Source organism: Acidaminococcus sp. (assembly GCA_022482815.1).
Lineage (GTDB): Bacteria > Bacillota > Negativicutes > Acidaminococcales > Acidaminococcaceae > Acidaminococcus.
Map to the genome: position 1 here is coordinate 2,924,832 of JAKVOM010000001.1, position 19,878 is coordinate 2,944,709.

At 49.2% G+C, this 19,878-nt stretch carries 15 protein-coding genes and 1 pseudogene; 11 read left to right on the forward strand and 5 right to left on the reverse strand.

Going from position 1 to position 19,878, the window contains the following annotated elements; translation table 11 throughout:
- Positions 1–269: 269 nt before the first annotated feature.
- Positions 270–791, reverse strand: coding sequence for a transcription repressor NadR (locus LKE33_12625; GenBank protein MCH3951758.1), 522 nt, complete (start codon positions 789–791; stop codon positions 270–272).
- Positions 792–1,258: 467 nt separating this feature from the next.
- Between LKE33_12625 and LKE33_12630 the strand changes: the two genes are divergently transcribed.
- The gene (locus tag LKE33_12630; protein MCH3951759.1) at positions 1,259–2,674 is read left to right on the forward strand and encodes an aspartate ammonia-lyase; all 1,416 of its coding nucleotides are present in this window, start codon (positions 1,259–1,261) and stop codon (positions 2,672–2,674) included.
- A gap of 420 nt (positions 2,675–3,094) precedes the next feature.
- On the opposite strand, the gene LKE33_12635 is transcribed toward LKE33_12630, so the two are convergent.
- Positions 3,095–3,610 carry a nitroreductase family protein gene (locus LKE33_12635; protein MCH3951760.1) on the reverse strand — a complete coding sequence of 172 codons (516 nt, stop codon included), beginning with the start codon at positions 3,608–3,610 and terminating at the stop codon, positions 3,095–3,097.
- 25 nt (positions 3,611–3,635) lie between these two features.
- Positions 3,636–4,454: a type I methionyl aminopeptidase gene (gene map / locus LKE33_12640; GenBank protein ID MCH3951761.1), complete on the reverse strand. Its 819-nt coding sequence runs from the start codon at positions 4,452–4,454 to the stop codon at positions 3,636–3,638.
- A 253-nt stretch (positions 4,455–4,707) separates the two neighbouring features.
- Here map and LKE33_12645 point away from each other — a divergent pair, with 253 nt between their 5' ends.
- The 10 genes and pseudogenes from LKE33_12645 to LKE33_12690 all read left to right on the forward strand — a co-directional run bounded on the left by LKE33_12645 (position 4,708) and on the right by LKE33_12690 (position 14,717).
- On the forward strand, positions 4,708–5,637 hold the full coding sequence (locus LKE33_12645) for a DUF368 domain-containing protein (GenBank protein ID MCH3951762.1): 930 nt from the start codon (positions 4,708–4,710) through the stop codon (positions 5,635–5,637).
- Positions 5,638–5,803: 166 nt separating this feature from the next.
- The gene (locus tag LKE33_12650; protein MCH3951763.1) at positions 5,804–6,016 is read left to right on the forward strand and encodes a ferrous iron transport protein A; all 213 of its coding nucleotides are present in this window, start codon (positions 5,804–5,806) and stop codon (positions 6,014–6,016) included.
- Positions 6,017–6,030: 14 nt separating this feature from the next.
- Positions 6,031–6,258 carry a ferrous iron transport protein A gene (locus LKE33_12655; GenBank protein ID MCH3951764.1) on the forward strand — a complete coding sequence of 76 codons (228 nt, stop codon included), beginning with the start codon at positions 6,031–6,033 and terminating at the stop codon, positions 6,256–6,258.
- Positions 6,259–6,308: 50 nt separating this feature from the next.
- Entirely contained in the window at positions 6,309–8,468 is a 2,160-nt protein-coding gene (gene feoB / locus LKE33_12660) for a ferrous iron transport protein B (protein MCH3951765.1), read from the forward strand.
- A 17-nt stretch (positions 8,469–8,485) separates the two neighbouring features.
- Positions 8,486–8,650: a FeoB-associated Cys-rich membrane protein gene (locus LKE33_12665; GenBank protein MCH3951766.1), complete on the forward strand. Its 165-nt coding sequence runs from the start codon at positions 8,486–8,488 to the stop codon at positions 8,648–8,650.
- A gap of 220 nt (positions 8,651–8,870) precedes the next feature.
- Positions 8,871–9,029 carry a FeoB-associated Cys-rich membrane protein gene (locus LKE33_12670; protein ID MCH3951767.1) on the forward strand — a complete coding sequence of 53 codons (159 nt, stop codon included), beginning with the start codon at positions 8,871–8,873 and terminating at the stop codon, positions 9,027–9,029.
- Positions 9,030–9,512: 483 nt separating this feature from the next.
- Positions 9,513–10,646: pseudogene (locus LKE33_12675) on the forward strand (acyl-CoA dehydrogenase).
- A gap of 234 nt (positions 10,647–10,880) precedes the next feature.
- The gene (locus tag LKE33_12680; protein MCH3951768.1) at positions 10,881–11,420 is read left to right on the forward strand and encodes a rubredoxin; all 540 of its coding nucleotides are present in this window, start codon (positions 10,881–10,883) and stop codon (positions 11,418–11,420) included.
- 76 nt (positions 11,421–11,496) lie between these two features.
- Positions 11,497–12,714 carry an FprA family A-type flavoprotein gene (locus LKE33_12685; protein MCH3951769.1) on the forward strand — a complete coding sequence of 406 codons (1,218 nt, stop codon included), beginning with the start codon at positions 11,497–11,499 and terminating at the stop codon, positions 12,712–12,714.
- A 653-nt stretch (positions 12,715–13,367) separates the two neighbouring features.
- Entirely contained in the window at positions 13,368–14,717 is a 1,350-nt protein-coding gene (locus tag LKE33_12690) for an ISL3 family transposase (GenBank protein ID MCH3951770.1), read from the forward strand.
- Positions 14,718–14,956: 239 nt separating this feature from the next.
- Here the strand turns inward: LKE33_12690 and LKE33_12695 are convergent, their stop codons facing one another.
- Positions 14,957–16,426 carry a C69 family dipeptidase gene (locus LKE33_12695; GenBank protein ID MCH3951771.1) on the reverse strand — a complete coding sequence of 490 codons (1,470 nt, stop codon included), beginning with the start codon at positions 16,424–16,426 and terminating at the stop codon, positions 14,957–14,959.
- A gap of 27 nt (positions 16,427–16,453) precedes the next feature.
- On the reverse strand, positions 16,454–19,867 hold the full coding sequence (gene malQ, locus LKE33_12700; protein MCH3951772.1) for a 4-alpha-glucanotransferase: 3,414 nt from the start codon (positions 19,865–19,867) through the stop codon (positions 16,454–16,456).
- Positions 19,868–19,878 lie beyond the last annotated feature (11 nt).

Here is a 19,878-nt window from a genome sequence, read left to right on the forward strand (position 1 = left end):
AATTTGTTATTAAATTTTAATAATTATATATATATTCAGCTTATTTTTATCCAAGGATTTATATTTTTGGTTTAAATATAACACTTTTACTGCAATAAGCTAAAGCGGTTAACAAATATAATTTTACAAATTGTATATTTTATTACAAAGAAAGTATGCTTAGTCCGCAATACCCTGATATTGTATTGTTTTGTCAACCATATATTGACTACCAGTTAATATAAATGAGCAAAAGTATGAAGGAACAAGTTCTCCCCCTTCGCATTTTTCTATGCTTTAAATAAAATACCTGCGGCTTCCAAATTGTCCCGAATCTCATCCAGCGCATCCATACTGGGTGCTTCCACCGTATGGTAATGGACCCCGTCTGCCATGTTCATAAGAGAAGCTTCCGGATGTGCCGCAATTTTTTTCATGAACTGACGGACATCACGCCGGCTCGACAGGTTCAGTTTACCTTCAAGTACCCCGTAAACAGGATGTTCCACAATTACATTGCGCACCTTGGCACCGGCATCCACAAAAATATTAAGTTCCGTTTCCATTTGCTCAAACGTATGGTGCACCTTAAAACGACGTACGCGGCGTTCGTCTTCCGCTTTGATAAGATAACCCCGCGGTGTAGAAAGAATAGGCTCGTCCGAAGCGCGAAGCAGAGCGATATCCTGCACAATGACCTGGCGGCTCACGTGCAGCCGCCTCGCTAATTCAGAGCCCGAAATCGGCTTCTTGGTTTCCTTCAGTTTTTCCTTTATTTTCTCACGTCTTTTTGACCCTTCGCTGCCGTTCATACTTACTGCCCCCTTCTCCAGCTTAAAACCAAAACGGATAAATCATGGTTCAATTTAAGATCCGGTTCCCATTGTTTCCCGCTAATTTCCTTCACTTCTGCATGATTTATATCATCTCAATGCCGTATGGTAGATCGACGTTCTTTCGTTTGTCATATCATATGTCAATTTAGGTGTCTTGTCAATTAGAAATTACTGCCCTAAATACGGAATCATTTAACTACTGTTAAAACAGCCCGTACCTTTATATCCGAATGTGACTCATAGGAAAGGTTAAAGAATCAGCTGCTAATTTCCGAACTTTATTATACAATTATTATATTTTTGCGCTTTTTATTGTATTATTTACGTAAGATTTTTCTATTTATATTGAAATTGTTCGTATTTTGTAGTAAATTAGTACCATATTTTAATTCCATACACAAAATTGCTGAGGCAATTACAGAGAGCAAAGGGAGGTTACCAAAGTGCGTACAGAACATGATTTTTTGGGGGAAATGCAAGTTCCTGATGAATGCTACTATGGTGTACAGACCATGCGGGCCATGGAGAATTTCCAAATTACCGGGCTCAAGGTAGACCCTGATTTTATCAAGGCCATGGCTGTTGTAAAGAAGGCTGCCGCCTTGACAAATATGGCCACCCATCGCCTGCCTCATGAAATCGGCGATTATCTTGTCGCCGCAGCCGATGAGATTCTGGAAGGGAAAATGCTCGACCAGTTTCCGCTTGATCCCATCCAGGGCGGCGCCGGTACTTCCCTTAACATGAATATGAACGAGGTACTCTGCAACAGAGCGCTCGAAATGAAAGGCCTCCCCAAAGGCCGCTATGACCTGATTTCTCCGAATAACCACGCCAATATGGCGCAGTCTACCAACGATTCCTTCCCGACAAGCATCAAAGTGTGCGTCTTCACCAAAGCCGAAATTTTGACAAAAGCATTGGAGCAAATGGCCGATGAATTTGCTGCCAAAGGCAAAGAATTTAAAGACGTCATCAAGATGGGACGTACCCACCTGCAGGACGCGGTTCCCATTACCCTGGGCGAGGAAATGGATGCTTATGCCTCCATCGTCCGGCGCTGTATAGCGCGTATCGACCGTTCTCTCGATGCCATTCGTGCCATTAACATGGGCGGGACGGCTGTCGGGACGGGACTCAACTCCGAAGTGGAATACATCGCTGAATTTCCGGAGATTCTGACAAAGCTCGTCGGCCATCGTTTCGAAACTTCCAGCAATCTCGTTGATGCCACAAACAGTACCGATTCCTATGCCGAAATTTCCGGTGCGCTCAAAGTATCGGCCCTTTCCCTCATCAAGATTGCCAACGATATCCGTCTCATGGCTTCGGGCCCTCGCTGCGGGCTCAATGAAATCACCCTGCCGGCGCGGCAGCCCGGTTCTTCCATCATGCCGGGCAAGGTAAACCCGGTCATTGCAGAGGTGCTGGACCAGACGTGCTATCACGTCATTGGCAACGATCTTGCTATTACTCTCGCTGTGGAAAACGGTCAGCTCGAACTTAACGTTATGGAACCGGTCGTCGCTTTTAATCTGTTCAATTCCTTCCGCTATCTCACGAACGCCGTCAACACCTTTACGGATAAACTTCTGAAAGGGCTGAAGGCTAACCGTGAGCAGTGCCAGAGCTGGGTTGATAACAGCGTGGGCATCATTACAGCGCTGCTTCCTCACATTGGGTACGAAAAATGCTCTGCCATTGCAAGAGAAGCTTACGTAACGCATACGCCGGTGCGGACGATTTTGGAAAGAGAAAACATTCTCAGTAAGGAGCGTCTCGATGAGATTCTTTCCCCGCTCGAGATGACACAGCCGGGCATTGCCGGCGTTCCCAGTTCCCACATGAGGAAAAAGTAAATACAACAGGACATTCATAAATAAGAAGAATCCACTCCTGCAGATTATAAAGTGAGACCCTGAATTATATATTTTTTGAAATTCAAAAAGAGGCTGCAAAAAAATAATAAGGTGCTTTTGGCTTTTAGTCTTATCTTCAGCAGTGTGATAAGGCTTTTGATGCAAACAAAAAAATAAAACCTGAAATTTAGCTGATACCCTAAATTTCAGGTTTTGTTTTTATAAGTTCGACGAAAAATGCCTTGTCATTTTTCGTCCATTGGCGGAATACGGGCTGCGGACAGCGGACGGCGAAACTAAAAAGACCGCGAAACAATGATACCTCATTGCTTCACGGTCCTTTTGACATTTTTTGTCACTAATTTTAAGTCCAGTTTAAGGATTTGTTAAGTGCTTACCCTACTATATAGGAAAGGCGGATTACAAATACTTAACCAGTTCTTCCATCGGTCTTCTTTGTTCGTGCAGATGGGAAGCGTGAACGCCTTCTTCCGGATAACCCATAGGCATCAGAAGTACAGGCATTTCGTTACGCGGGATGTCAAATACTTCGGCCGTCTTGGTCGGTGGGAAATGAGCCACCCAGCAGGAACCGATTCCCAGTTCCCAGGCTTCCAGCATCATATGAGTAGCAACGATAGCGCAGTCCACCTCGCCCATAAGGAATCCCTTTTCCATATCGTTGACCCACTGTTCATCGCGGCAGCGCGTAACCATGAGTACGGTCGGAGCATTAAAAGCACACGGTGTAAGGGCACGAATCTTCTCGATGGCGTCTTTACTTTGCAGCACATAGACGCGGTACGGCTGAAAGTTATGAGCGGTCGGTGCAATCCGGCCGGCTTCCAGAATCTGATCCAGCTTTTCCTTTTCAATTTGTTTGCCGCTGAATTTCCGTACAGAATAGCGGGCTTTGGCAAGTTCCATAAAAGACATGATTAACAACCCTCCCAATTAAGTATCAGTGAGACAAAATTTCCGGTTCTCCTTCCGTGATGAGGAGCGTGTATTCCCACTGTGCTGACGCTTTTCCATCGACGGTACGTACCGTCCAGTTATCCACGGAATCAATATACAGGTCCGGATGACCCTGGTTAATCATCGGTTCAATCGTAATCACCATGCCCGGTACAAGCAGCATGCCGGTGCCCCTCTTCCCTACATGGGAAACGAAAGGATCCTCATGCATGGAAAGACCTACACCGTGACCGCCGAATTCACGCACGACAGAATAGCCGTGCTTATGAGCAAAAGCTTGAATGGAAGCGCCGATATCACCGATGGTATTCACCCATCCTTTGGCAGAAAGCGTCCCGCGGCGCAGACATTCCTTCGTAATGCCGACAAGGTTTTTCCGTTCGGCCGACACATTCCCGATCATAAACATACGGGACGCGTCGCCGACATAGCCCTTATAAATAGTGGTAGCATCGACATTAACAATATCCCCGCTCTTTAATACGTCGTCAGGGCTCGGGATGCCGTGGCAAATAACGTCATTGATGGATGTGCAGACGCTTTTCGGGAATCCCTCATAGTTCAGGCAGGCCGGCGTACCATTGTGGCTCACCGTGTAATCATATACAATCTTATCGATTTCATCCGTAGTCATACCGACTTTGATTTCTTTTTCAACGGCATCGAGCACTTCCGTATTGAGCTTCCCTGCCTCGCGGATTCCGGCAATTTGTTCCGGAGTCTTGATCATGTCCATGCGAGGTACTTCATAGCCCTTTGCCGCATATTCCAAAAGTTTTCTTTTGATTTCTCCTCTATCCAAATTAAAAGCTCCTTTCTCTATTCTCAACAGGCTGAAAATACGGTATAATAATCAAGTTTAGTGCCGGAATGAACTTCTCCGAGCATCAAGCTGTATCATTATACCACATTTTGAACCATCCGCTGAGAAGGAATGGCAGCAAGCATTCCTTGCCCCTGCAGCGAAGGCTGCAAAAAGGCTGTGGCCGCCGATTTACTTCTTAAGTGTGCGAATTAGGTTATCAATTTTTTAGTCCCAAGAAAGGATGACAAGTATGGAACTAATCTTAAATATGATCCGTGGCTTCTGTATGGCCCTTGCCGACAGCGTTCCCGGTGTTTCGGGAGGCACGATTGCCTTTGTCCTCGGGTTCTACGATGAGTTCATCGGTTCCCTCTTTTTCCTGACCCACGGTAACTTCGAGCAAAAACGCGAAGCTGTTATTTTTCTGGCAAAGCTCGGTCTCGGCTGGATCATCGGGATGGGTTCTTCCGTCATGGTTCTGGGCAGCCTTTTCACCGTCCATATCTATGAACTGAGTTCCCTTTTCCTGGGGCTTTCCATCTTCTCGCTTCCCCTTGTGGCCAAAGACGAAAAAGAAGCGCTGAAACGTCATAGCCGCATGATCTACATGATACTCGGCATTATCCTGGTTCTTATCATTTCGTACTTCAATCCGGTCGGCGGCAAAGGCGTGAGCGTAGAAGTAGCCCATCTGACACCAACGCTTGCTGCTTACATCTTTGTCTGCGCGATGATTGCCATCTGTGCCATGGTACTTCCCGGTATTTCCGGATCGACCATGCTGCTGATTTTTGGTCTCTACATGCCGATTATCAGTGCGGTTCGTGAGTTCATGCATTTCAATCTCTCCTACCTGCCGGTACTTGCCCTCTTTGGTCTCGGCGTCATAGCCGGTATCATCGGTATTATCAAGCTTGTGAAAAACGCGCTTGAGAACCACCGCTCGGCCATGGTTTATTTCATTCTCGGGTTGATGATCGGTTCACTCTATGCCATCGTCGTCGGGCCGACAACACTGAAGGTCCCTCAGCCCGCTATGACCCTCGATACTTTCAGTCCGCTCTGCTTTATTCTGGGCGGCGTAGTTCTCTACGGCCTCGACTGGCTCCGCCGCTTCTCTGAGCGTAAGCTCCATCCGGAAGAATTCCGGGGGAGCGAAGAAGAAGACACTGCCAGATAATATGATGAATACCAATGTCAATCCCTCATAAAAATCAGGTACCGCAAAAAAATTGCGGTACCTGATTTTTTGTGGCTAAAATTGTTGACATTTTGATTAGTCTGTGCTAACTTTATATTGCTATTGAGTATTAATGCTAATTACATAGAAAGGAAGTCTTTGACCTATGCCATTATCATTTGCCAAAGCAGGAGATGTATGCACGGTCATCCGGGTCGGCGGGGCAGCCAGGGTTCGTTCCCATCTGGAAAACCTCGGTGTGACCCTGGGTGCCGCCATTACCGTAGTGCAAAATACAGCCTCCGGCCTTATCGTAAATATCCGGGATTCCCGTGTAGCCATCAGTACGGAGATGGCCTCTAAAATTTTTGTGAAGTAAAGGAGCGCTCTATTATGCTGACACTAAAAGATGCCCAGACAGGACATGATTACGAAGTCGTAAAGCTTCACGGCGCTGGTGCCATGAAGCGTCATATTATGGATATGGGCCTCACTAAAGGCATCCGCGTCCACATCCTGAGGGTTGCACCGCTCGGAGATCCCGTCGAAATGACCGTCCGTGGTTACGAGCTTTCCCTGCGCAAAGGCGATGCAGAAATTGTAGAAATTAAAGAAGTTTAATTTTTGTATATTGGTTAGTTTTATATAATAAAATGAAAGGAAGGTTTGCCATGCAATTTAAGATTGCGCTTGCCGGTAACCCCAATACCGGTAAGACGACGCTATTCAATGCGCTGACCGGTTCCAACCAGTTCGTAGGTAACTGGCCCGGCGTTACCGTAGAAAAAAAAGAAGGTACCTTGATTGGTCATCCTGATGTTTTGCTCCAGGATCTGCCAGGTATCTATTCCCTCTCCCCTTATACATTGGAAGAAGTCGTTTCTCGTACGTACCTCGTAAAGGAACGTCCCGATGCAATTTTGAACATCGTCGACGGAACCAACCTGGAGCGTAACCTTTACCTGACGACTCAGCTGATGGAACTGGGCATTCCCGTCATCATGGCTGTCAACATGATGGACGTCGTCAAGGCAAACGGCGATATTATCCATACGGACGTCCTTTCCCAAAAAATGGGCTGCCCTGTCATGGAAATTTCCGCCCGCACCGGCAAGGGCATCAAAGAGCTGGCAGATTTTGCGGCCAGAACGGCCAAACATCAGCCCGTCACCGAACCTAAGCATGAATTCAGCGGTCCGGTGGAGCATGCCCTCGCCCACATCGAAGAAGCTATGCAGGGGCGTCTTCCGACCCACCAGGAACGCTGGTATGCCGTCAAATTGTTCGAACGGGACAGCGAAGTCCAAAAAGCCCTCAAACTTCCGCAGAACCTGCTTGCCCATATTGATGAAGACATCAAATCCGTTGAAAATGAATTGGATGACGATGCCGAAAGTATCATCACGAATGAGCGTTACACCTTCGTTTCAAATCTGATTGCACAATGCTTTGTAAAAAAGGATCGGCACAGACTGACCACCTCCGATAAAATCGACCGGATTGTCACGAACCGTTTCCTGGCACTGCCTATTTTTGCTGTAATCATGTTCCTCGTATATTACGTCAGTGTCACGACAATCGGTACGGATGCTACGGACTGGGTCAATGATACGCTCTTTGGTGAAATCATCGTCCCGGGTGCCGGCGCTTTGATGGAATCCTGGGGTGTCGCCGATTGGCTGAAAGGCCTCGTCGTAGATGGTATCATTTCCGGTGTCGGTGCCGTCCTCGGCTTCGTACCGCAGATGGTTGTCCTCTTCATTTTCCTGGCCTTCCTCGAAGCCTGCGGCTATATGGCCCGCATTGCCTTCATTCTGGACCGTGCGTTCCGTAAGTTCGGTCTTTCCGGCAAATCCTTCATTCCGATGCTGATTGGTTCCGGCTGCGGCGTCCCCGGCATTATGGCTTCCCGTACGATTGAAAACCAGGCTGACCGCCGCATGACTATCATGACGACGACCATGATTCCGTGCAGCGCCAAGATGCCGATTATCGCGCTGATTGCCGGAGCCTATTTCCACGGTGAATGGTGGGTAGCGCCTTCCGCTTATTTTGTCGGCGTCGCTGCTATTATCGTTTCCGGTATCATCCTGAAGAAAACAAAGATGTTTGCCGGTGACCCCGCGCCTTTCATTATGGAACTTCCTGCTTACCACATGCCGACCGTCAGCAACGTTGCCCGCAGCGTCTGGGAACGTTCCTCCAGTTTCATCAAGAAAGCCGGTACGGTGATCCTGCTTTCCACGATTCTGGTCTGGTTCCTCTCCAGCTTCGGGTTTGGAGATGAAGGTTTCGGCATGGTCGAAGACCTGAATGACAGTGTCCTGTCCGCTATCGGGCAAAAGATTGCCTGGATCTTCACCCCGCTCGGCTGGGGCGACTGGAAAGCTGCTGTGGCTACGTTTACCGGTCTCATCGCCAAAGAGAACCTGGTGGGTACTTTTGGTATCCTCTACGGGCTGGCAGAAGTCTCCGAAGAAGGCGAAGAATTCTGGGGTACTTTTGCCCAGGAATTCAGCGTGATTTCCGCTTACTCCTTCCTTATCTTCAACCTGCTCTGCGCTCCGTGCGTGGCCGCTATGGGTGCTATCAAACGTGAAATGAACAGCACAAAATGGTGGCTCGGTGCCATCGGTTACCAGTGCGGTTTTGCGTACTGCATTGCCCTCTGCTTCTATCAATTTGCTCAGTTCCTGACCACCGGCGTATTTAGCATCGGAACGGGTGCCGCCTGCATTATCACGGCCTTCCTTCTGTACCTGCTCTTCCGTCCGGCTCCCAAGTATGACAATACCGTTGTTAAACTCGATCCTTCTGCGATGAAGGAATAACGAGAAGGAGGCCTGAAATGGGAACACTGATTGTCGGACTGATCGTCCTTGCCGCTGTCGTCGCTGCCATTCGTAAAATAAGGAAAGACCGCAAAAATGGTATCGGTGCCTGCGGCGGCAATTGTGCAGGCTGTCAGGCCTGCCGACAAGCTTTTAAGTCATCTGCTTTGAAGAAAAATTAAAGTCCCACAAACTTACCTCTGCCCGCTGTGCAGCTCCCTTTGTGCAGCGGGTATTTTTCTTGAATAAGGGATATGATTTTTAACTGTAATGTCTTGCAATACAGTATGATTTATGCTATACTTCAGCCAGGATTGGGAGAAGATTCCGAATGCCCATTTTCCCTGATTTGACAATTTGTAGTATAATAGTAGGAAATAAGAACATAAGGAGATGATAACTATGATGGGTACGTTACTTGTAGGCGGCATTGTCCTCCTTTTCATCGTAGTTTCCGTATATGCGATTACGCATGGTGATAATAGTGTGCTGCACGGCTGCAACGGCAACTGTGCTTCCTGCGGGGCCTGCGCTGTTAAAAAGGAACCCGAGAAAAAATAATCTTGCCTTGTTCACACGGCATTGCCCTTTCCGGATTATCCGGAGATGCGGCAATGTCGTTTTTTTGTGCCATCTGATACTTTTACCGTAAATTTTTCAGCCCGTCGTCAATTTTTTCGTGAAATTTTAGAAATTTGTGAGACTTTTCTTCCATTTCAAGGTAAAATATAAGTACGTGTATTGTCTTATTTTTAAGTCGATTTGTTTTGCTTATAATGCTTTACCGGGGCAATAGAATAATTGGACAAAATATAGCTGAGATGATGAGTATTTCTTCGCTGCCATTCTGTGGGAACAGAGGGATTACACTTCACCTCCCTGCCATCCTCTTTTTCTTTTTCAAAAAAGACACAAATTGCTTTCAGATAATTATGGAAAGTTCTTGACATCTGTAATTTATTGATTTACAATTGATTCAGCTAAAGATAATTATCAACAAATATTATTTATCTTTTTAATTCTCAGTCAGAGGAGGTCGGACACATGTTATTTTCCACTACGAAAGACCATGAAGAATTTCGCGCTACCATCCGCGGTTTTGCGGAAACCAAGGTAAAGCCCATCGCATTTGCGCTGGACAAAGGGAATGAATTCCCGCGTGAAATCGTAAAAGAGATGGGTGAAAACGGCTGGCTTGGGATTCCTTATCCGAAAGAATACGGCGGCGCAGGCCTGGACTATGTAAGTTATGCCATCGCTGTTGAAGAGCTGGCCCGTGTGGATGCCGGTACCGGCGTTATTCTGTCGGCTCACGTTTCCCTCGGATCCTATCCGATTTTTGCATTTGGTACGGAAGCTCAGAAGAAAAAGTACCTTGTACCCCTGGCTTCGGGCAAAAAACTCGGTGCTTTCGGCCTGACTGAACCGAACGCGGGCAGTGATGCCGGCGGTACGGAAACAACGGCCGTATTTGATGGTAAGAACTGGATCCTGAACGGCAATAAGATTTTCATCACCAACGGCGGCGAAGCTGATACCTATGTTGTCTTTGCAGTCACGGATCCGGAAGCAGGTACCCGAGGCATCAGCGCCTTCATTGTCGAAAAAGGCATGCCGGGATTCACTTTCGGCGACCACTACGACAAGATGGGTATTCGTTCTTCCGCCACGGCAGAACTGATTTTCAACAATGTTAAAGTACCGCAGGAAAACCTGCTGGGACGTCTTGGCCAGGGCTTCAAGATTGCTATGGCTACCCTCGACGGCGGCCGTATCGGTATCGCTGCACAGGCCCTCGGTATCGCCCAGGGTGCCTATGAAGCAGCCCTCAATTATTCCAAGGAACGTATCCAGTTTGGTCAGCCGATTTGCGCTCAGCAAGGCGTTTCCTTCAAACTGGCTGATATGGCAACAAGAATCCGTGCAGCCCGCTTCCTCGTGTACAGCGCAGCTGAAATGAAGACGGAGCACATGGATTACGGCATGCAGTCCGCCATGGCTAAGATGTACGCTTCCGACGCAGCTGTTTCCATTACTAACGACGCCGTACAGATTTTCGGCGGCAACGGCTACCTCAAAGGTATGGACGTGGAACGTATGTACCGCGATGCCAAGATTACGACGATTTACGAAGGCACCAACGAAATTCAGCGTGTCGTCATCGCTTCTCACATTACGGACAAGCTTTCTTCTCCGAAACATGCCGGCGGCTTTGCCAAGGAAAAGGCCATTACCGGTACGCGTAAGAAGATGATTTTCAAAGACGGTACTCCGGAAGAACAAGTGGCTTCCCTGGTAGAAGCCCTGAAGGGTGACGGTTATGACTTCACGGTCGGCATTCCTATCGATACGCCGATTGTCGACGCAGAGCGCGTAGTCAGTGCCGGTAAGGGTATCGGCGAAAAGGCCAACATGAAACTGATTGAAGACCTGGCTAAGCAGGCCGGTGCCGCTGTCGGTTCCTCCCGTCCTGTGGCTGAAACGCTGCAGTACGTACCGATTGACCGCTATGTCGGTATGTCCGGTCAGAAATTCCGCGGCAACCTGTACATCGCCTGCGGCATTTCCGGAGCTGTGCAGCACCTCAAGGGCATCAAGGATGCTACCACGATTGTAGCCATCAACACCAACGCCGGCGCTCCGATCTTCAAGAACTGCGACTACGGTATTGTCGGTGACGTCAAAGTCATCCTGCCGCTTCTCACCAAGGCACTGGATAACGGCGCACCGAAGAAACCGGCTCCTCCTATGGTCAAGATGAAGAGACCTCTCATCAAGAAAGAACTGCCGCCCGGCCTGTACGTATGCAACGGCTGCGGCTATGAGTATGATCCTGACAAGGGCGATCCTGTTGCCGACGTAAAACCGGGAACGAAATTCGAAAACCTGCCGGAAGACTGGACTTGCCCTGAATGCGGCGAACCAAAGACAGGTTTCGTCAAAGAATCCTGATAAACTGACTGCGGTAACTTTGTGATGATAAGGGGAGAAACCTCTTCTCCCCTTCTGCCCGAGAAGGAGAATCTATATGGAATGCGTAAGAAAACTGACTAAAGATTTATATTGGGTAGGTGCTGATGACCGCCGTCTGGAACTGTTTGAAAATATTCACCCCATTCCCCGCGGTGTTTCCTACAACTCCTATCTGCTGCTGGACAAAAAGACTGTTCTTTTTGATACGGCTGACTGGTCCGTCTGCCGCCAATATCTGGAAAACGTGACTGCTGTCCTGAATGGCCGTCCCCTGGATTACCTGATTATCAACCACGTGGAGCCTGACCATGCAGCCAGCCTTGAAGAAGTGCTGATTCGTCACCCCGAAACAAAAGTCATCAGCAATGAAAAAGCTTTCACCCTGATGGCCCAATTCGGTTATGAAGTGACGGACCGTGCCATCGTCGTCAAAGAAGGCGATACGATGGACTTCGGCACCCATAAGATTGCCTTTGTAGCAGCTCCGATGGTGCACTGGCCGGAAGCTATGGTATCTTTTGATACAACAACGGGAACCCTCTTCTCCGCTGATGCTTTCGGTACTTTTGGTGCCCTGGGCGGCCGGATTTTTGCTGATGAAGTCAACTTTGAACGCGACTGGCTTGACGATGCCAGACGGTACTACACCAACATTGTTGGTAAGTACGGCCCTCACGTCATGGATCTCTTGAACAAAGCTTCCAAGCTTGATATCAAGATGATTTGCCCTCTCCATGGTCCGGTCTGGAGAAAAAACATCGCCTGGTTCCTGGATAAATATATCCACTGGGCTTCCTATGAACCGGAAGAAAAAGGCGTGCTCCTGCTCTATGCTTCCATGTACGGCAACACTGAAAGCGCAGCCTCTGTCTTTGCGGCCGGTCTGGCTGAAAAAGGCATGACGAACATCGCCATGTACGATGTGTCCAAGACAGATACCTCCTATCTGATTTCCGATGCCTTCAAGTACAGCCACATCGTCCTCGCTTCGGTAACCTATAACCTGAACATCTATCCGAAGATGATGACTTTCCTGGATCACATGCGTATCCTCAACTTGCAGAACAGAATCGTCGGTATCATCGAAAACGGTTCCTGGGCCTGCACGGTTGGCACGCTGATGCATGATTACCTGGAAGACAAGATGAAAGGCATTACCATCCTGCAGGATGGCGTTACCATCAACTCCCGCATGACGGCCGGTCAGAACAGAACCATGAGCGACATGATCGATGCAGTTATCGACTCCATGAAAGAGCCTGATAAGAAGTAAACTCATTCAATAAACTCAAAAAGTAACCTCCGTTAAAACGGGGCTGTGAAACAATGATTGCCCATTGTTTCGCAGCCCCGTTTTTTGAAAAAAGACGCTATCCTCCACCGCACTTGTCAGCCCTTCCTACCGTCAGTGCTGACTGCGGTTCCCCTCTCCTTTCGAAGCCGCAAAGCGGCTTGAAAGGAGGTCCCACCTAATTGGAGTTTTAGTTTGGATTTAACAGCGTTTCTATTGAACCAATTCCTGTTATCCTACTGAACACCCACCGCAAGCGGTTCCCCCTCTTATTTTCCGAAGGAAAACAAGAGGGCTGGTACAACTATTTTCCTTTTGTGGGAAAATAAAAGCCTTAAGACCAAAATAAAAACAAGAGCTGTGAAGAAAGTTCGTAATGAAAACTTCTTCACAGCTCTCTTTGATTTTGGCATCAAGACCCACTCTTTGCGATATTTTCTTTTCTCACAACTCATAACTCAAAACTCATAACTTCTTAGGTAGGACAACCTTCTACTAAGAAGACTATACCCTCATCCCACACCTCTTTTTTGGTTCTTCACGGAAATTTGTGGACTAAAAGACATTTGACTATTGAAAAAGGACATTAACTCCTCCAAAATATAATCGTCGAAACCATACCTTGGGAGGAGAAAATGTCCTTTACTAATTACACTATTCAAAATAATGCAGAATGTCAAGATGTCTTTTACAATGTCTTCATGCCGGAAGACCCTTTTGATGACAGCCAGGAGATTGTTATTTGCAGTGAAAAGAAATATACCGACTTCCGTTGTCCTAAATGTGGTCAGAAAATGTATTCTTACGAGCCATTTTCCACCTACTTGAAAAGTTTTCCTGCGTATCCTGAGCATACCAGGATGATCCGCTTTGAAGGGCATCGCTTCCGTTGCTCCTGCTGCCATGCAACCATCACTGAGCCTATTCCCTTTAAATATCCAGGAACTCGCATTACCATGAGAGCTTCTCTCTGGATTGAGACGCTGCTTCGTAATGGAATCCCTGCCAATGCAATTGCCAAGATGTCAGGAATTCACTGGAGCACGGTTCGCTATGTCCACAAACAGCTCATGGACGAATCTCTCGATAAATATGAAATGGAATTGGAGCTGACCTCTTACAAGCCCCGTTTCCTGGCCATCGATGAGTTTGCTATCCATAAGGGACACACCTATGCCACTTGCGTCATGGATTTAGCGACAGGTTATATTCTCTGGGTTGGCAGAGGTCGGGCGATAGCTGACTTCGAGCATTTCTTCAAGGAATATGATCAGACAAAGCTGACAGAGGTCAAGGCAGTCGCCATGGATATGAACGCTTCCTACAACAAGCTGGTACAAGAACATCTGCCGCAAGCTAAGGTCGTGTATGATCGTTACCACATGCAGGCTCAATTCGGGAAGGAAGTATTAGGTGTAGTAAGACTTGATGAGGCCAGAATGCATAGGGATAAAGCCAACGACATGCAAGAAGCATTAAAAGACGCAAGTGCTGAAGACAAGCCGGCTTTGAAAGAGCGGATATCCGAGGAAAAGAAGAACTACCGCACATTGAAGAAAGTCCGCTGGCCGTTACTCACCAATGAAGATAGGCTGAATCCTAAGAGCAAAGAAGCGTTGCAGGCCATCTTTGCAGAGCACGAGGATCTGGCAATATGTTATTCCATGAAGGAAGAGATGGTAGCCCTCTATGAATTAAGGGACTATGACAAGGCTCTTGCAGGATGGAAGCGCTGGTTTAAAGCTGCACTAGGCAGCGGGATTCCGGCCCTGGTTAGGTTTGCTAAGATTAAGCTGCCAAGGATAGACGGTCTGGTGAACCATGCCCTGTACCCGATAAACACAGGGAAGCTTGAAGGCTTCAACAACAAGATTAAAGTGGCCAAAAGAAGAGCGTACGGATACAGAGATGATGAGTACTTTTTCACGTTAATTCGCTACCTCTCAATTCCGACCGTAAGGGGTATACTCCCGAAAAAACCGTGAAGAACCTCTTTTTTAATTGTTTCTGATAGACTCTGCTGCAAGACGGCCTCAGATACGCGAAAGGTAGGCGTGGGGCCCGGAAGATGTACACAAATAGTACCTCGACGGGTCACACGCCTACCTGACAAAGTAGATGAGGTCGGATTCTGCAGAGGATGTCGGAAACTTCCTTAGAAAAAGCTCTGGGCAAAGCGGCGTCGGAGACATGTCGACGACCCGATTTGCCCAGGTGCCTTTAATCAAGAATCAGACCTGGCATAAGCATTCTTCATCCCACAACTAGCCTCATACAACACCTTCCCCAGACAATCATCCGTCTCCTTCTGCGCCATGGCGGCAATGGTGTCATTGCACTTTTCAAGGAAGGTCTGGACAGAACCTTGATAAGAGGCCTTATCAAATTGCTCAAGAAGTGCATGCGCCTGCGCTCCGACACTATTCTGGTAGCGTTCGATAATGGAGGCACAGCGCCCGTAGTGGGCGTCGGCAAGGGCGGCAATGAGACGATTAGCCCAATAGAATTGGTGCGTATCCGGTTCCTTGCCCGTTTCGGCAAAGTAGGCCGGCGTCTTTGTCACATTGGCATAGAATGGGACAAAAGCGTTAAAGACGTTGGAACTTTCGGCAATCCATTCGATAGCCATCCGCTCTTTATCCACATCCGGACGCAGCTGCGTCAGCGCAAGGAAATTATTCCGGTTGATACCGATAGCGCGATATTTTCCTCTGAGGCTGCTGTCTCCATACCGTCCGTAACAATCGTAGGGTGTGCCTTGATAATGGCCGCTAAGGGCATATTTGACGTCCTCAGGCGTTATCTTTCTTTCGGGGATGAGCGACCAGGGAAGGTCATCATCCTCCGGAGTAAAATCGGCGTCCGGTCCGTCCCAGAGATAAGTCCGGGGATTCAGGTAGCGCAGCATGAACCAGGCACGCGGCGTGTTGTACGTATGGTCGGCGTCATCGTGGCTGCCAAAGGCAAGCCGTGCATTAAAGGCTCTGTCTTTCTTTAGGGAAGATGCACGCCCCGCTGCCGATGGCATAAGATCCAGATGGTGATCACGGATAAATTCTGCAAGGTCCGGAGAGCACATGTGCTCCTTTTGCTTACCCAGAGCGTCCTCCATATCAAAGCTGTCGATTCCCTGCTGATTCGGCATGACGACATAGCGGTCATCGGGCACTTTTCTGGCAATCCAGTGATGCCCGCCGATGGTTTCAAGCCACCAGACTTCCTGTGCATCCTGAAATCCGATACCATTCATTTCATAGGTCCCGTACCGTGCAAGAAGATCCCCCAGCCGCTTTACGCCTTCGCGGGCACTGTGAATATACGGCAGGACGAGAAGCAGCATATCCTCTTCACCGATACCCTCTTTGACGAGCGGATCGGCACCGAGCACGCGGTAATTAGAAGTAATCGTTTCCGTTTCGGACATAGCCACATTCGCTTCGTTGATGCCGGCTTCACCCCAGAAACCTTCATCTGGCAAAGCATTCGGCATCGCCGTGTAGCGCATCGGTTCCTCTTTCAAATCGATGGAGAATTTGGAAAGTACGGACTGATAATGGCGGGGCTGATCCTTGGGATTCACAACGATGAATTTTTTGGGAGTAAACTGTCCGGACGGAGAGTCCTCGTTGCGTGCCATCATCGTAGAACCGTCATATGTTGCTTTTCTTCCCACCAATAACGTTGTACAAGGCATAAAAATCAAATCCTCCTCTGTCCTTTTTCAGGCACAATTTCTATAGGTCTCGACGAGTTCTTTCAAAACAGCGGCAAGCTGGGGTGTCAAAACACCCTCCTTCATCTGCCAGTGCCAGTTGCCAGACGCCGTTCCGGGAAGATTCATGCGGCAGGATGACGGCAGTCCGAGGATATCCTGCATGGGCACAATCACGGTACGCGCCCGGCGGGAATAGAGATACCCCAGGAACCGGCGCCGCAGCGTGTCTTCCTCATCGCTGCCGAATTCCCTGATGGAGCTTACCATGCGCTTCATTCTCTCTCTTCCGGCGTCGTCAAGTTCTTCTTCGAACCATCCTTTCAGCGTGTTATTATCATGCGTACCCGTATAGGCGATGCAGTTTGGCTCCGTATCAAAGCTCGTTTCGCCGTCAGACCGCGTGCGGCAGTGAAATTCGAGGATGCGCATGCCGGGAAAACCGAAAGCATCTTTCAGCTGATACACATCATCGGTGATGATGCCGAGGTCTTCGGCCACGAGCCGCAGTTCCGGCACCGTTTCCCGGATAGCTTTAAAAAGAGCTGCACCCGGCCCCGGTGTCCAGTGGCCTTTTCTGGCATCCCGTGTTTTGGCATCGACAGTCCAAACGGCGGCAAAGCCGCGGAAGTGATCGATACGGACGATATCAGCCTGTTCGGCGAGCGTACGGAAACGTTCCCGCCACCAGCGCCAGTCATCTTCCTGCAGGGCGTCCCACTTGTACAGCGGGTTGCCCCATACCTGGCCATCCGCACTGAAGTAATCAGGCGGCACACCGGCGACAGCCGTGGGATATCCTGCCTTATCAAGTTCAAAAAATTCCCGGTGAGCCCAGGTATCCGCACTGTCCGGGGCCACAAAAATCGGCATATCCCCAAACAGCTTGATTCCCTTCTGATGAGCATACTCCTTGATGCCCTGCCAGGCTTTATAAAACCGGTACTGGCCGATCTTATATTTGCGGATTTCCTTTTCCAGCAAACGGCTGTACTGCTCCATAGCCAGTTTCTGACGGTTTCTGATGGGTGCCGGCCACTCCTGCCAGGGTCTCCCGTAGAAATAATCCCTGAGGGCCCGGAAGAGGGCATAATCATCCAGCCAGTAACTATGGGTACTGCAAAACGTCTCGAAATCGCGGGTTTCCTCTTCTGCCAGTTCTCCTTCTTCTGCAAAGAGCTCTTCATTACCGGCAAAGGCAGAAAGCGACAAGTAAGGAGAATCCCCAAGTCCCGGGGGATTAAGCGGCAGAATCTGCCAGACATTCTGCCCGGCCGCTTCCAGAAAATCAAGAAAAGCTCTTGCTGCTGCTTCCTTGTTCTTGCTGCCGGGAAGCGAAGTCGGATGCAGCAGCACGCCCGTTTCAAAAGGTGTACCCGGTTCCGGCAGCCGGTTATTTCTTTCCACGCAGTGGTAAATGATAGCTCCGTAGGGCGGAAGCGTCAGCGTAAAGCGTCCGTTCAGAACGGGTACCATTTCATCGGTCTGCGTTTCAGTCCCTTCGGTTTCATCATAAGGACCGAAGATACGATCCACGGACCACAGGGTTTCCAGTTCCCCGTACGCGAGCCCCTGCGTATCGATAGTCACCGTCTGCGACTTAGCACTCCTGTTAAGAGCAGTAAAGAAGACGCCATCTTCCGCAGTATCTCCGAATACGTCTCTGCAGCCCTCGATGAAGCGGGCAAAAACGTAGACATCGCCGTGCGCATAGACTGTACTGAAACGGCCTGTCTGCAGGGCGGGATACGTGTTCCGCAGCTGGTTCAGCGTGCGGCAGCACGTGGTAAGGCGCTTATTTTCATGTCCCCAGGGAAACGGCTTGCGATTCTGCGGATCCTTGCCGCCCGTAAGACCTGCTTCGTCCCCATAATACAAAGTCGGAGCCCCGGGAAGCGAAAGCTGCCAGGCCCGCAGGAGCCCATCCATACGTTCTGCCACTTCTTCCGGATATTTGCCGGCAAGCACAGTCAGGATGCGCTCCACGTCGTGACTTCCCAGGAGGTTCATCATCGCGTACATGTGCTCGCGGGGATAATTTTCCATTTGCTGCCAGTACCGCTTGTCCGTATCTTCCGCACTATCATTACCCAAAGCAAAGTCTACCATCAGGGCACGCAGCACATAGTTCATGACGCTGTCAAGTTTACCGCCGGACAGGTACTGACGCTGCACACCGTAGCTGACCTTGCGGGAGGCATCTTCCCAGACCTCACCGATGAGGGCCGCATCCGGATCTGTTTTTTTGAGTTCCTGATAAAAAGGTTCCAGGAAACCGTCCGGCAATTCGTCGGCCACATCGAGACGCCAGCCGCTGATGCCGGCTTTCATCCAGTGCTTCATGACACTGTCCTCATCGCGGACAATAAAGTCCAGATAGGACGGTTCTATTTCCTTGACTTCGGGGAGCGTCTTGTCACCCCACCAGCACTGATAATCGTTCGGATAGGTGCGGAACTGATACCATTTGTAATAAGGCGATTTCTCACTCTGGGCAGCCCCGACACTATGATAGTTGCCATACCGGTTAAAATAGCGGCTGTCCGCCCCGGTATGACTAAAGACGCCGTCCAGAATAATCCGTATACCCCGCTTACGTGCTTCCGCACACAGCTTTTTGAAAGTAGCTTCATCCCCGAGGAACGGATCGATAACTTTGTAATCACCGGTATCATACCGATGGTTGCTGCGCGCCTTAAAAATCGGGTTGAGGTACAGGCAGGTCACACCCAGATCCGCGATATAGTCCAGTTTCTCAATGATGCCTTCCAGCGTTCCGCCATAAAAATCATAATACAGGACATTACCCCTGCTGTCCCTGCCGTAAGCCGGCTCACCATCCCAGGCGCTGTGCACGACGGCGCCCGACTTGCCGAGAAAACGTTCCGCCGGAACATCGCCTCGGTTAAAGCGGTCCGGGAAAATCTGGTAGATAATGGCATGCTTCAGCCAGTCCGGCGTCACAGCATCCGCGTCATAGACAGTAATCTGAAACGACGGCGGAGCTTCCCGTGAAAGATCTCCGACGCCTCCGAGCTGTGCCTTGTTATTGCCGTAATAAGTGACGGTATTGTCCGTCTGTACGACGAAGTAATACCAGACAAGGCAGCCTTTGTCCGGGACGCGGAACGTCACTTCATAGCGGCGATTCCGGACGGAATCAGTTTCTTTTTCTTCTGTATCGGAATCACGGCATTCCGTTTTCTGCTCGTCAAGGGGACGCGCCGGATCAACAGGCGGCTCATCAGGGCAGGTCATGGGATACCGTACTTCTTTGTCGTCAATCCATAAACGCAAAAAAACAGCTTCCGTTCCGTCACCCTGCACATCAAGGCGCAGGGTGACGGCAGTGCCCGCAGGTACTGCCCCGAAAGGGAAACGGTAAGCTGTATTGCGTGAATCATGATATAACAGTGTCTTCACGATAGATGTTC